Genomic DNA, 14,351 nt, shown 5'->3' with positions numbered 1-14,351 from the left:
TTTATACTTTGCTTTTAAATGGCAACCTGTAATTTGTGGTCCGGTAACAATGTTTTTATTTTTTGTTTTACTTCCGCTTTCGAATATGTATCGATATTCAGAAAATCCCCAAGTCCATTGGCCTTTACCCGGGCCGCATTACCATTCTGATCTATAAACCTATTCATCGGAACAACAAGCATGGGTACATTGTTGTGGAAGGCCTCCTTGACCGAGCCCAATCCACCATGGGTAATGAACAAATCTGTATGCGACAACACATCCTGCTGTGGGAGATAATCAAAAATGAATACATTATCGGCGTTTTTTAGCTCCATGGTATGGTTGCCCTTTGAAACAATAAGTATGGTTTCTGGAAGTTCTTCCACTAGTGAAATGACCGTATCGAAAAAGTTGATAACTTTTGGGCCTTGTGCCAGGGTACCAAAAGCCATATAAATTACCTGGAAATTAGTTCCGAGGAGATATTTGTTTTTTAGGTCTAAATAGGTTGAAGTGTAATAGGCACTTTCATTTTTCGGGGATAATTCTTCAAAAAAAAGCACGTGCTTAGGTTTTTTAAATTGAGGAAATTCTAATTCCCTGGGCAGAAGTACAAGGTTGTCCACATTTTTGATACCTCTGTTTAGGGAATGTTTTAAATCAATTTGTTTTCTCCAGTCCATTCCATACTTTTTACAGTGTTCCTTCCATAAAAAGGTTTCATCCTTTCCAAGAAAAGCGATTTTTAGAATCGTTTCCCGAAATCGTTGTTTAAACAACTCCTTAAACCATAAATAGTTTATCTTCATTCTAGACAATATCCCGGTTCTAGGAATAAAGCTGGAAGTCATCGGAGGAATACCTTTGGTCTTACCTGAGTATACCTTGGTATGTACTATGGTTATATTTGGGACAAAAGGCCTGAAGAAAAAAAAGTATTCGGCTAGACTCTGGTCTACGTATATATGGGTAGGCTTGTATTTCTCGATAAGTTTTTGGGTGAGCCGAAATGCATTTTCAAATTCATTTTTTCGGTCTGAAAAATATTCTTTTGAAAGCAGACTTTTTAAGAACAGGCCTAAAAATGACCTGTAATTCTTAATTATGTATTCGGACAAGTACTCAAATTCCTGGAATTGGAAACCCTCATTTTGCAAAGTTGGGACGAGTTGGGGAGTTGTGGTAAATACCACTTTTTCACCTTGGTCTTCAAGTACATGGGCCAACCCATAGACAGGGTACAAATGGCTTAAAAAGGGTTGAAGTACAAATACTACCATTTTAGTTTTTAAAATTTGGCCCCTTTTCAAAGGGACCAAATTGATTTAAGACCTTTTGGATTACCAGCAAGGCCTATCCGGATGACTAAGTTGTGATCCTGGACTACACCCTGGTGGGCAATCAACGGGCGAACCGTTATAAAAACAATAGGGTGTTCCGCCCTTGACCGTCTTCAATTGCTGCTTGGACAACAATTTGTCCGAGAATTTTGAAATGATTTTTTTCATTTTTCAAATTTTAAGATTACTAAATAATTTATACAAAATGATCTGCAAATCCTCTTGGGGTATCTTACCAGTGGCATTTTCAATGTCAAAAGCATTTTGGACAGCGCAACATAGACCAGCGCCCTATCCTTGCCACGGCTATCGTTTAAAAACTTCCAAATTTGCTCTGGTAATTTTACATGGAAGAAGCATAAATAGGAAGCTATAAAGCGCACAGAACGTATTGTAAATACTTATTATTAATAAAGGATTTACTTACATAAAATAATGAATAATAATTCAAAAAAATGCCTAAAGCTTTGTTAATTATTATTTAAGTAGTCCTAATGGTATCCATTAAAAGTATTTATAGAATTTCTTTATGCCTGATGTCGACAGTTATATTACTTGTAATTCCTATCTCTAGTATTTAAATATTCCGATTAACCAAAAGGACGCCTGGCAGAACAGATAGAAAAGGCCTCTCTGATATTGTATTACAATGTGTTCATTCTTTTAAGTCGATTTTATCAAAAAAGCTGGGAGCTTTAGTATGATGAACTGCAAGGAAATGGAAGGTCTAGGTCGATAGATTTAGCAGTATGATAAGTATTTGTTCAACTTCTCTTTTTAACGTAAAAGACCATAGTTTTTTACATATTATGGGACAACTGCGATTTAAGAATTTGTGTATTGAAAATTAACTTCTAGTATAAGTAACTGATTTGAATAGCTTTTTTAAATAAATTAAAGTGCTTTTGAAACCTTCTTGGACGGAAACCCGAAAAAATGTTTTATGCTTTTTATCATACATTTTGTAGGTTCTTGACTTTTAAGCCCAAAACCTTTATCTGAACATTTTCAATGGGTTTGGTGGTGTAGGTAAAACTATTTTTCTTTTCAAAGAGCGAACGTGTGAGCAATTTGGAAAAGAGGATAGGAAATACTGGAAAGGGTTGCACAACACATATTCTCGTTTTAATTCTTAAGATTTAGCCCTGTATTCCACAGGGCTAAACTCAAGTCATAACTACTGATAAATGATGCAGGCTGCTAAAACCTTGCACCAAAAATATGATGGCACTAACAATATTCGGGAGGTAAAGGTCCGCCACAGCACCACCCAGGAGGACAATTAACCGGGCTGCTACCGCAGAAACAGTATGGTGTGCCACCACCCTTCACAGTCTTTAGCCGTTCCTTGGACAACAAATTATCCGAGAATTTTGAAACAATTTTTTTCATTTTTTCAAATTTTTAAGGTTACTAACTAATTCATATAAAAGATTTGCAAATCCGTAGCAATGGTATAGGTCGGTTAGTATTAGCTCTATTTAAATAACGGCGTAATTGATACGACGAACTTATGTTTTCCTTTAAATTATTTGGCTAGCAATCGCCTACACCCTGTGGTACCTGACTTCCAGGACTATAGCCCTGTGGACAAGCAACATAGGCACCGCCAGGGCCGTCACAAAAACAATAGGGCGTTCCACCCTTGACCGTCTTTAATTGCTGCTTGGACAACAACTTTTTCGAGAATTTTGAAATGATTTTTTTCATTTTCTACATTTTTGAGGTTACTAAATAATTTGTTTAAACTGATTCAAAAATTCGTATTTGGATTAGCTGATTTCATGTTCCCTAGGAAGGCCCAGTGGATTCGCTACATCACCATTTTTGATATTTTTCTTTTGTTTTTATCACATGCTCCGACTAAAAAACGATGATTGCATAAACCCTCTTGTGTTATTCCGAAATAGAACTATTTGAAAAAACAATAAAATGTATGAACCGGATGATTCTCCAAAATATTTTGCTTTTTGGTTTTCCACCTAATTGGATTTGGATGCACCAAAGCTTCTTAATTACAAAGAACAATTTATGGGATTCAATTTTTGGATAGTTGGATTTTGTTTATGAAACCTATAATCTTCTTTATAAATAGCATAAAGTTTTGGTACCAAAAAAGTGGTGGAAGATGAAATGTTTTCTGTTCGTTGGAGCAATCAAGCGACTAATATTATTATTTTCTTATATTATTAATAAGTTTATTACTACATTATTATATTTTTCTTATATTAACCTGGGATATTTTTCTTTTCCACCCTAAATTATTTCATTATGCCCCAAGGAGAGATAGATATTTCAATTCTAAAATACAGAAAGGAGAAAAGGATAAGTCAAGCTGATTTTGCAAGGTTGGTTGGTGTAAGACAGGCTACCGTTTCCAATTGGGAATCAAAAAAGGTAAGCCCTTCAGGAAAGCATTTGGAACGGATACGGGAATTAACGGAATCCCTGACTCTGGAAAGAAAGGCCAAATCAAACTCCGATGAATTGGCCTTGCTCAAAGAACTATTATCCGCCAAGGAAGAAATAATTGAGCACTTAAAAACTACAATTGATAGGATAAAGCGGGGGTAATGTATAGTCTGTTTTCATTTTATCGCAGTTTAAAGCAAAAAAAGAGCCACTCGATGAGAGTGGCTCTTTTTTGAAAATCTACTTATTTCTTTGGATTAGTATCCCGGGTTTTGTGTCAATACACCAGCTCCTTGAATATCTATTTGAGATTGGGGAATGGGATATACCTCATTTTTGCCTGCTGTAAAGCTAGCTCCACCAAATTTGGTTACCAAATACTGGGACTCATAGGCGAGATAATCGTTCAATACATCGGCCGCTATGCCCCAACGCACCAAGTCAAAGAAACGATGACCCTCTCCGGATAGTTCCAATTTACGTTCGAAACGAACTGCAGTACGCGCGTCCTCTTGTGTTGCAAATTGCGATGGTGGATACTCCGCAATAACATAGTTTGCAGCGTCGGTATCAGGATCATCATTTTCCTTTACCCAGTGCTCTGAATTGGCAGCCCTGGCCCTTACTTGGTTTACCAATGCCCTGGCAGCTTCCAGGTTGCCCAATTCTACCTCAGCTTCAGCAGCCATAAGAAGGACATCGGCATAGCGAATAATGGTGTAATTCATAGTCGCATAGCCACGGGTCCAAGAGCTCCCATCCGTAAAGGAGTTTTCTTGCGATTTATAGTAAATATACTTTTTAGGGGAATAGGGCCCTGCGTAGGGAAAACTTCTAATCCAAGCCGATCCCGGATGCTCGATCCAGTCCAAATAGGGAATACCTTTTCGGCCTATGGAGTGGTCTATTCTTGGGTCTAATGGCTGGCCATCCTCAACAAAAGTATCTTCGTCCAACTCATTGACGATGACGTGGAAGAAACTATTTTGCACTTCATTTTCAGGGTTATTGTATGAACCATCCAACAGGGGAAGTCCTTCTGGTGTGGTCCGGAACGAATTGGCCAATTCAAAACTGGGCTGAAAGAAACCACAGCAGTTACCAGGGCCATCAGGGCCTGTATTGTAGGGATAGTTCAAATCGTCAAATGCGTTGGCATTTTGCACATTCCCTGTGTTATTGGCGGATTCTACATCCAACACCGCCTCCGAATGGTTATCATTTTCTGCATTATAGATTTGTGCATAATCATCCAATAAGGCATATTTTAAATTATTGGAGGTAACTCCGTTATCGATGACATCATCAAACCATTGTTTGGCTTCAGCAAATTGTTGTTGATACAATTTGGCCTTGCCCATATAGGCGGCGGCGGCCCATTTATTGACCCTTCCGGCACCATTGTCCGCTGGTACATTGTCAAAGGCAAATTGAAAATCGGCCTCAATTTGCGACCATACATCCGGAGTATTCGGAATCAACGGCACTTCCTCCGTAGGTACGGTTTCATCAAAATAAGGAATGCTGTTGAAATGCTTCTTCAAATCAAAATAGAAGTGGCCACGTAGAAACCTTGCTTCCCCAGCAAGCCTTGCAGCTACATCTGAAGGGATAGCGTCAGCAGAGGCGACCAAAGTGGAGAGCACATTATTACAACGAACGATACCTTCGTATCGGCCTTGCCAAAAACGGGTAAAATCATTATTGGGATCTACGGCACTGGCCTCATAACGCTGTATGGGATTAATACTGGAATAATCCCCGGAATCCGTTCCTTTATTGGCATCTCCTCCACAAATGGAACCTGTTATCCAGTGATTGGGCCCTTCGAAGCGGTTGCCGAATACCCCGTTTAAAGCGGAATACGCACCAATCAACAAGCCTTCTACTCCGGCCTGGTTTTCCAAAAGCGGACCGGCCAAAGACCCGGTCGGCGCCACTTCCAAAAATTCATCGCTACAGGACACCCCGAACATGAGGAGCGCAGCAAAGGCAATAGGCAATTTTTTTAGTCTATACATAGTTTTCATAGTTAATTTTTGCTTAAATATATGAATTATTTTTTTTCTAAATATCACAAGAATATCACAATCCCTTATAGACCAAGATTTAGAGTGAGTAAATATGATGGTGTGGCGGGATAATTTCCAACATCGATACCAAAGCGAGTATCGACATCTCCACCAACTCCTGGATCCAAACCGCTATAGTTGGTTATGGTCCAGATATTGTTGGCCGACACACCAACCTCAAACCTGCTTAGGCCCAAGGCATCCTTAACCTTGTCATCAAAAGAGTATATCAAAGCCAAACGTTGTAACCTGGCATAGCTACCGTCCTCCACATACCAAGAATTCCCGGCACCGCTGGTACTCAAATTGGTTTCGCTTTCCCATATAGGCGCAGCTGCATTGTTGCCCAATTCCGGGGTCCATGAGCGGAAGGCCGCTACCCCTTTGGCGGAACCTTCAAAGGTACCGAAGAAATCCCTGAACCATTTGGACTGGTTCCAGATTTCATTCCCTACGAACCAGTTCCAGAACATTTCCATCTTTAATTGCTTGTAATTCAATTCAAATGTAGCTCCTCCGGAATAGCTAGGAATGGGATCTCCTAAGTAGACCCTATCGTCTGGGGTTATCTCACCATCGCCATTGACATCCTCATAGCGGAAACGTCCCAACCCTTTACCCTCCTGGGCGGGGGAATTGGCGACTTCTTCCTCACTATTAAAGTACCCGATTACATTATACCCAAAGAAAGAGGAAAGGGGTCTACCCACTTGGTTTCTGGTGGGGGATATACCCCTGAAAGTTTGGCCCTCCAAAAAGTCGATGCCAGGGGCAAATTCCACCACTTCATTTTTAAGGAAACTATGGTTGGTGGTCAATTGGAACGAAAGGTCTTCGGTGATATTTCCTCGACCTACGATTTGGAAATCCACCCCTTGGTTCAACATGGCCCCTACATTCACCGAAGGCGCGGCCGCCCCAAAACCGGTTACCCCGGGCAAGGGTATTTGAAAGAGTAAGTCCTCCGTATCCTTTTTCCACCAGTCGAACTGTACTTCCACATGATTGTCCCATAGACCCAAGTCAAAACCGATGTTCAAGGTGGCACTGGTCTCCCATTTCGCATCTGCGTTTCCAATGGTACTTGGCGCAAAACCTTCATTGGCGCCACTGTTCTGGCCTTCTATAGGATAGAAAGTTCTTTGAAAGCTGGAAGCAAACAAGGAAAACTGATTGGTAGGCGAAACATTATTGGAATTCCCCATTTCTCCCCAACCTGCACGGACCCTAAGATTGTTGATTAAATTCTGGTTTTGCATAAAAGGTTCTGAGCTAACAGTCCATCCACCCGATACCGCAGGGAAAACCCCGTAACGATTATTTGCACCGAAAACAGAGGAACCATCCCGACGGATAACCCCGGTAACGGTGTATTTCTCATCGAAGCTATAACGCAATGTTCCGAATAAGGAACTGAAATTAACCCCTGTAAAGATGTTTCCAGAAACCACCGGGCTCTGTACGGTAGACATGGTAATAAAATCCAAATCCGTGGAAAATGGATTGATACCGGAACCGGATATACTTCTTCCCCTAGAAGAGGTGGTCGGGGTATTTGTGCCGTTAATGGCCTCTATTCCACCTAATGCCCTGATACTATGTTTTCCATAGGTCTTGTCAAAACTAATGGTGTTTGTAAATATCCATTGGAAACCGTAGGCCCAACCTTCATTAAAAGAGTCACTGGCCTGGGGCTCGGAATCCCCCAGATAACGGAAACCATAAAATTGTCCAGTGGCATTAAAATATTGTCCACCAAGACTTGACCGGATCGATAGGCCATCAACTGGTCTTAATTCCGCGAATACATTTCCAAAAGCCTGTACCGAAAAGGATACATCATCTCCATTGTTCCGGGTCAAAATACGCACCGGGTTACGGGGATTGTTGAAACCTCCTGCCCGAGTACTGGCAAAACTACCGAATTCATCCCGTACCGGAAGGATGGTCGGCATACGATAGGCCGCCAATACTTGGGACTCCTCATCAGCGATACCGGCACCACCAGCTGCACCTTGGTTTCCTGTCTCGGAACGATAAGTCATCTGAAAATTCTCCCCAAAGGACAACCAGGGGGTTATGTCCCATTCCGAGTTGAAACGAGCCGTATATCTTCTAAATTCGTTTTCCAAGAGGATACCGGATTGGTCCTGTAGGCCTAAGCCAAAGAAAAAGCGTCCCTTATCCGTACCTCCGTCAATACCCAAGCTTACCCGGCTTATGGGTGCGATACGGGTAATTTCATCGTACCATTTGGTTCCTGCCAAATTGGGCCGAATCAAAAAGGTATTTAGCGGATCGGCCTCAAATGCCGCTCGCATCGCCGCCAAATCAATTTCTCCCCGCACACCACTTTGGTCTCCGCCGGGCAACCCGGCTACTAAAAGGTAGTCCGGAAAAGTTGGGGTAGGGTTAGATCCATACTGCGGGTGCGTATACTGTACTGGAGAATTGGTGGCCCTAGCATTGTTTTCATAGGCAATGTGCGTATATCGGGCCATGTCCTGTGGACTCAACATTTCTGGGGAGCCGTTTGAGTTGGGATCGGTAACCCCGCTTTGTACATTTAAATTAAAATTGGTCTTCCTTGCTCCTTTTTTCCCCTGCCTAGTAGTATAAACGATTACCCCGTTGGCGGCCCGGGCTCCATAGATAGAGGCGGCGGCCGCATCTTTTAGTACCGTGGTCGTTTCAATATCGTCCGGATTAAGGAATTCTATATTATTGATGGGAACCCCATCTACAACATAAAGTGGTTCATTACCCCCAAAGGCTCCGAAACCGCGAACACGGATTTGGGAGGTAGTACCAGGCTGACCGTTGGTAATAACAGTAACCCCGGCAACCCTACCGGCCAACTGCTGTTCTACGTTACCGGATGGTACTGCCGCCAATTCCTCGGCCTTTACAATGGAAACGGCCGCGGTAGTTTCCCGTCTGGTCTCCGTCTGATATCCCGTAACAATTACCTCATCAAGTGCCGCGGCATCTTCAGCCAAGGTTACGTTAATCGTAGATTGCCCGTTGACGGCCACTTCCTGGGTCAGAAAACCCAAATAACTGACAACCAAAGTAGCGTTGGAATCCACAGTTAAGGCATAATTCCCGTCAAAATCGGTTTGGGTTCCGTTAGTTGTTCCTTTTTCAACAACATTGGCCCCAGGAAGAGGAACTCCACCGGAATCCGTAATAGTACCTGAAACGATGGTTTGGAAAATAGTTTCCGTTTCAGTTGTAATTTCATCATTTGCCTGGGCGAATTGTGTTCCCAAACAAATCAACATCGACAAAAACCCAATGGTTAGGAAAGAAAACTTTCCTTTGGGTCTTAACGAATTGTAATCTCGTTTTTGATTCATAATCCTTTGTTGTTTGTTAGTTTAAATTAATCTTGATTTTGTAGGTTTTTCAACGCTTAGCGGCACACCAAACTGTTAAGGAAAACCCAAATTCCGGGTAATAATAACAAAATTATGTGAATTACAAACACCCAATTCGCAATAATTTCCCAAATTCCGTTGCATTCTCAAATGTTAATTTTTAAGGACTATTGCGATTAAGGCCTTGTTTTATTTGGTAATATGGCAATTAGGGTGCTTTATTTTTTTGGTATTCCAAATTTTCAGGAATCACAAAGAAAATCCAATTTGTTAGGTATTTTCTCTCAATACCTTATTAGAAATGGGGAATCTACAACGTTGGAGTTCACCTAAGTTTTTAAGGTTTATTAACTTAAAAAGTGTTAAATTTTCACAAAGTTTCGCCAACATGTATCCGGGCAATTTTTGAACTTAAAAAGAAGAACACAAACCTTGGACTTGGAGTATTAGGAAAGCTTTTTGCAGCAAATAATAATTTTTGCGCCATGGAGGTCTGTAGTGAAGAATAGGTATTCTTCTCCTCCGTCCAAAATCTTGAATCGCTTTCTGAGAGAATCCACACTATCGGGAAAATTCCGAATAGTGATGTTAGCCTTTTTGAGATTGATGTTTTTCAAGACCTTTTTTGAAAAGGGTTCTACTTTTTCAATCTTAAATTTTCTACCGGGGAAGTCTTTCAATTCCTTTGAAGTGTAGAGGTGGGAATGTTCATGGAGCTTGCCTATAGAATACCGGGTTGTTAAGAGTGAAAATGCCCCGGATTTTAAAATGGCCGAATTAGGTTCATACAGAAACTTTTGAGGTGCTGCAAAGTTTGGAACGGCCCTTTTTTCTTCTTGGAAGGTAAAGTTGAAAGTATCCTTTTTTTGTCGATCAATGTTTACTGTCTTAACGGCTATTTCCCCATTGAAGTTAGCCTGTAATACCCAAAGCAATTCCTTGACCTCATTTTTTAGGGCCACAATATGTATTTCCTTTACGAACCTGAGCTCCCTTATTCCAACCGATATATCTAAAATGGGAGAGGTCTTTATCAGGACATTATTGGATTTTTGGAAAAGTAAATCCAAATGCTCGGTAACATCGGGGAAACAATCCTTTAAAAAGAAGACTTTCCCATTTTGATCATTCCTACGGGAGGGATCCAGATACACCCAATTAAACCTTGATTTGGATTCCCTTAAAAACTTTAGCCCGTCTCCTGATACAATTTTGATGTTTTTTCTCCCAAGAACCTTAAAATTGTTGGTAGCTATTTCGGATAAATCCTGATTGGTTTCACAATGATGGATGACCTCCATTTTAAGGGCAAAGAAATTAGTATCTATACCAAATCCACCGGTAACATCCACAAGGGATTTTCCGCTGACAACGGTGGCTTTGTACTGGGCCGTGATTTCAGAAGAAGCCTGTTCAATATGTAATTTATCCGGAAAATAAATGTTTGGTGTATTATACCAGGTGGGGAGCTTCGTTTTTGACTTTTTTTTGGAAATGATCTGTTGTACCAATTCTTTGTTCGAAACTCCTTCAAAAAAAGGTTTTTTCAATAAAAAAGGCACTACTTCGGCATCAATATTTTTTAATATGAATTCCTGTATTTCAGGCTTTAATAGATTTTCATTCAAAATATAACTATAGATCTTCAGTCAAAGATTTCACAATTTTGTTTTCTGATAAAAACTCTTTTAAAATTACTTTAATAGCAGTATAACCGGGCACCGCTACAATCATTCCTACAACCCCAAACAAAAGTCCGGCAATAATGATGACCAGAAAGATTTCCAAGGGATGGGATTTTACACTGTTGGAAAAAATAAAGGGTTGGGAAAAAAAGTTGTCTATTAACTGGCCGATTACCAAGCCAATTAAGACATAACCTGCCTTCGGTAATATTACCGTACTAAAATCCATGCCTAAATTACTGGTCATGGTAAGCAGAATCATAATTACTCCGCCAATAATAGGGCCTATGTATGGAATAATATTGAAAAGAGCACACAGAAATGCAATCACAATAGCATTTTCTATGCCCACAATAAGCAGGACTATTGTGTAAATAACAAAAAGAATAAATATCTGCAGGAGCAACCCAACAAAATATCTGGACAAAAGGTTGTTTATTTTATCTATGGACTTTACCATTCCACTTTCCTTGTCCCTTGGAACAAAGGTCAGTAATCCCTTTTGAAAAAGCTTACTATCCTTAAGAAAGAAAAATGAAATGAACAGAACGGAAAACAATCCTATGCTAAATGTACTGAGCACGCCAACAAAAGAGTTCAGGAAGTTGGGGATAAAACCTATATCAAAACCTTCCAAAAGATTTTTCTCCAATTCACTTTCTTTGATTATCCCCGTTACGACCTCTGGAGAAGCTCCAAAATATTGGGTAATCTCGTTGTAAAGGGAGTTCAAATTACCTTGCAGTTGGTCTATGTCCAACAGGGATAGATTCTTGCCTTGTTCGGTAATCAATGGAATAAACAGTGCAATTATGCCGCCCAATAGACCTACCATTAATACCATAGTAAAAATAACGGCCAGAGTGTTCGGGAATTTGATCTTTCTTCTAAGAAAAAGTACTATGGGCCTTCCGATTAGGGCAATAACCGCCGCAAAAGCCAAATACACCAATACTGATTGTATTTTGTATAAAAAAAACAGGACCAGTGCAATACCCGTTAGAATGCCGATGGCCCTGAGGATACCTTGTGATATAATTCTTGCGTTCATTTTTTCATGGTCTTCGTTAGGTTCTTTTCCTTCTGTATTTGTACCGCTGCCGCTGATCGGGATAAGCCCCAATTAATCGGTACATCAAAAGCTTCTTTTCAATTTCTGAATGCATAGGAAATAATATTCGCTCCCATCCGAAGTGCCTTTTCCCGTATGTCCTCCGGATTGTTGTGTACGGAAGGATCTTCCCATCCATCTCCAAGGTCACTTTCAAAAGTGAATAGGAGAATAAGCCTATTGTCATTGAAAATACCCAAGGCTTGAGGTCGTTGCCCGTCATGTTCGTGTATTTTAGGGAGTCCTTCCGGGAAATCATATTCTTGCTCAAAAATAGGATGACCTTTGCCCAACTCTTCCAATTCCTTATTTGGGAAAACCTTATCCAGTTCCTTTCTAAGATAAGGCGCCATACCATAATTATCATCAATATGCAAAAATCCTCCCGATAGCAAATACGTTCTTAAATTCTCGGCATCCTCTTTGGAAAAAACCACATTGCCATGTCCTGTCATATGTAAAAAAGGGTACTGGAAAATATTTGTACTTCCGGCATCCACGGTCGCCGGTTTTTCATTAATGGCGGTTCCTATATTTTCATTACAAAAGCGAATAAGATTGGGCAAGGCGGTTGGATTGGAATACCAATCCCCGCCACCACTATACTTTAGGATCGCAATCTCCTGTGCCATCAACGGTAGAGCCGTGAAGAGCAAAAAAATTGATAATAGAGGTGTAAGTAACTTCATAAGCTATCGAACTAAAAAGCAATCGCATCAAATTTAAGTATAATCCATGTTGAAAAAAATCTTGGCGTCGATATTGGTTTTGGGCAGTCTTGTTTTTGTGGCATTTACAAAGACCGATCCGGTGGAAAATGAGGTTTCGCGTAACTCTAATGCCCCAATTGGGACGTTTGAGCCCATTGTTGTTTTGGAACTATTTACTTCGCAGGGGTGTTCCAGTTGCCCTCCTGCCGACGCACTTCTGGACAAGGTTAAAAGAGAATATACCGATGAGGTCTTTGCATTGTCCTATCATGTGGACTATTGGAATTATATAGGCTGGGAAGATCCTTTTAGTAAACCGGAGTACGCAAGAAAGCAAAAAGACTACAATATCCAATTTCGCAATAGAAGTAATTATACCCCACAAATGGTTATTAATGGACGGGAACACTTTGTTGGGTTCAACACCTCTTTGCTCTATGGCAAGATCAATCATTATAAAGGAAAAAAGGTTGAGAATAGGGTAGGATTGACTAAAATTGATGAAGATGGACGAAATGTCTCTTTTGAATATGAAATCGATGGCGATTTGCAAAATAAGGAACTCCGGGCCCTAATTGTCCTTGATCAGCGCCGAACGGAGGTAAGAAGAGGGGAAAACAGGAATAGAACCTTAACGAACAGCAATATAGTCGTTACCGAAAAAAGAATAGCCCTTACAAGCTCAAAGGGCAGGGAAACCCTGCTTCTTCCGGAAATCGTTGCACCCAATGAAAAAAAGTATGTAATAGTATTGGTTCAAGATTCGAGTTATGAGATAACCGGAGCTGCCAAGAACATTATTTTATGAATTAAGATGTTGTTTGTTTTTAAAGCCTCGTAGGAGAAGCAATTATGTCCATACGGGGCTTTTTAGTATTAACCGTTGTTAATAGTGGTAACTATCGTACAGGCTACCAAGGCAGCGGTTTCCGTTCGTAAACGGTTCTTTCCCAAGGATACGGGCAAAAATTCTTTTTCATAGGCCTGTTTGATTTCGGAAGAAGAGAAATCCCCTTCCGGGCCTATCAATATGGTAATATCCTTATCTGGGGCTACCCTTCTTTTTAAATCCAGCTTTTCACCATTTTCGCAATGTGCAATGAAAAGAAGGCCCTCATGTGTGTTTTTAATGAAATCTTTATAGGAAATAGCATCGTTCAATTTTGGAAGATAGGTCTGCAGGGATTGCTTCATTGCAGAAAGGATTATTCTTTCCAATCGTTCCTGCTTGATTACTTTTCGTTCGGATCGCTCGCAAATTACCGGAGTGATTTCATCCACGCCGATTTCAGTGGCCTTTTCCAAAAACCATTCAAAACGATCAATATTCTTGGTCGGTGCAACCACCATGTGCAACGCATACATTTTTGGATGTCTTTTGGTAGTGGAAACAATTTCCGCCTTACATTTTTTTAAATCCGCCGTTAGTATTTTAGCTTGGAACAAATGCCCTCTACCATTGGTAATCCGTAAAGTGTCGCCTTCCTTTTTCCGAAGTACCTTTATGATATGTCGACTCTCTTCCTGGTTAAAGATGAACTGCGAAACGCTGATGTCCAAAGTAGGGTTGTAAAATAGTTGCATACAATCCAGTTTGAGGTTAGGAAATGGTCAATCTTCTTGAGATATTTTTGGGTCTGATCAAGACCAAATACTTTT

11 protein-coding genes are annotated in these 14,351 nt (G+C 40.5%); 2 read left to right on the top strand and 9 right to left on the bottom strand.

Going from position 1 to position 14,351, the window contains the following annotated elements; genetic code table 11:
• Positions 1 to 14: 14 nt before the first annotated feature.
• The 3 genes from ACO06Y_RS19410 to ACO06Y_RS19400 form a co-directional block, all read right to left on the bottom strand.
• Positions 15 to 1,262 (bottom strand): glycosyltransferase, encoded by a 1,248-nt coding sequence (locus ACO06Y_RS19410; protein WP_422080695.1) that lies wholly within the window; start codon positions 1,260 to 1,262, stop codon positions 15 to 17.
• Between the two features lie 60 nt (positions 1,263 to 1,322).
• Positions 1,323 to 1,490, bottom strand: a complete 168-nt coding sequence (locus ACO06Y_RS19405; protein WP_422080693.1) for a hypothetical protein — start codon at positions 1,488 to 1,490, stop codon at positions 1,323 to 1,325.
• Positions 1,491 to 2,858: 1,368 nt separating this feature from the next.
• Positions 2,859 to 3,032: a hypothetical protein gene (locus ACO06Y_RS19400; RefSeq protein ID WP_422080692.1), complete on the bottom strand. Its 174-nt coding sequence runs from the start codon at positions 3,030 to 3,032 to the stop codon at positions 2,859 to 2,861.
• Between the two features lie 561 nt (positions 3,033 to 3,593).
• Here ACO06Y_RS19400 and ACO06Y_RS19395 point away from each other — a divergent pair.
• Positions 3,594 to 3,896, top strand: a complete 303-nt coding sequence (locus ACO06Y_RS19395; RefSeq protein ID WP_422080691.1) for a helix-turn-helix domain-containing protein — start codon at positions 3,594 to 3,596, stop codon at positions 3,894 to 3,896.
• 95 nt (positions 3,897 to 3,991) lie between these two features.
• On the opposite strand, the gene ACO06Y_RS19390 is transcribed toward ACO06Y_RS19395, so the two are convergent.
• The 5 genes from ACO06Y_RS19390 to ACO06Y_RS19370 all read right to left on the bottom strand — a co-directional run bounded on the left by ACO06Y_RS19390 (position 3,992) and on the right by ACO06Y_RS19370 (position 12,671).
• Positions 3,992 to 5,755, bottom strand: coding sequence for a RagB/SusD family nutrient uptake outer membrane protein (locus tag ACO06Y_RS19390; RefSeq protein ID WP_422080690.1), 1,764 nt, complete (start codon positions 5,753 to 5,755; stop codon positions 3,992 to 3,994).
• 74 nt (positions 5,756 to 5,829) lie between these two features.
• Positions 5,830 to 9,165: a SusC/RagA family TonB-linked outer membrane protein gene (locus tag ACO06Y_RS19385; protein ID WP_422080689.1), complete on the bottom strand. Its 3,336-nt coding sequence runs from the start codon at positions 9,163 to 9,165 to the stop codon at positions 5,830 to 5,832.
• Positions 9,166 to 9,632: 467 nt separating this feature from the next.
• A complete protein-coding gene (locus tag ACO06Y_RS19380; protein ID WP_422080688.1) occupies positions 9,633 to 10,814 on the bottom strand; it encodes a THUMP-like domain-containing protein in 1,182 nt (393 codons plus the stop codon).
• A gap of 7 nt (positions 10,815 to 10,821) precedes the next feature.
• Positions 10,822 to 11,922, bottom strand: coding sequence for an AI-2E family transporter (locus tag ACO06Y_RS19375; protein WP_422080687.1), 1,101 nt, complete (start codon positions 11,920 to 11,922; stop codon positions 10,822 to 10,824).
• 98 nt (positions 11,923 to 12,020) lie between these two features.
• Positions 12,021 to 12,671 (bottom strand): DUF4159 domain-containing protein, encoded by a 651-nt coding sequence (locus tag ACO06Y_RS19370; protein ID WP_422080686.1) that lies wholly within the window; start codon positions 12,669 to 12,671, stop codon positions 12,021 to 12,023.
• A gap of 46 nt (positions 12,672 to 12,717) precedes the next feature.
• On the opposite strand from ACO06Y_RS19370, the gene ACO06Y_RS19365 reads away from it, so the two are divergent.
• Positions 12,718 to 13,500: a DUF1223 domain-containing protein gene (locus ACO06Y_RS19365; protein ID WP_422080685.1), complete on the top strand. Its 783-nt coding sequence runs from the start codon at positions 12,718 to 12,720 to the stop codon at positions 13,498 to 13,500.
• 68 nt (positions 13,501 to 13,568) lie between these two features.
• Here ACO06Y_RS19365 and ACO06Y_RS19360 read toward each other — a convergent pair whose 3' ends face one another.
• Complete coding sequence (locus ACO06Y_RS19360; protein ID WP_422080684.1) at positions 13,569 to 14,276, bottom strand: 16S rRNA (uracil(1498)-N(3))-methyltransferase; 708 nt, start codon at positions 14,274 to 14,276, stop codon at positions 13,569 to 13,571.
• Between the last annotated feature and the right edge of the window lie 75 nt (positions 14,277 to 14,351).

This window comes from Ulvibacterium sp. (assembly GCF_965228935.1).
Taxonomy (GTDB): domain Bacteria; phylum Bacteroidota; class Bacteroidia; order Flavobacteriales; family Flavobacteriaceae; genus Ulvibacterium.
The sequence above is the reverse complement of the archived record's forward strand: the minus strand, read 5'-3'. Positions and strand labels throughout refer to the sequence as shown.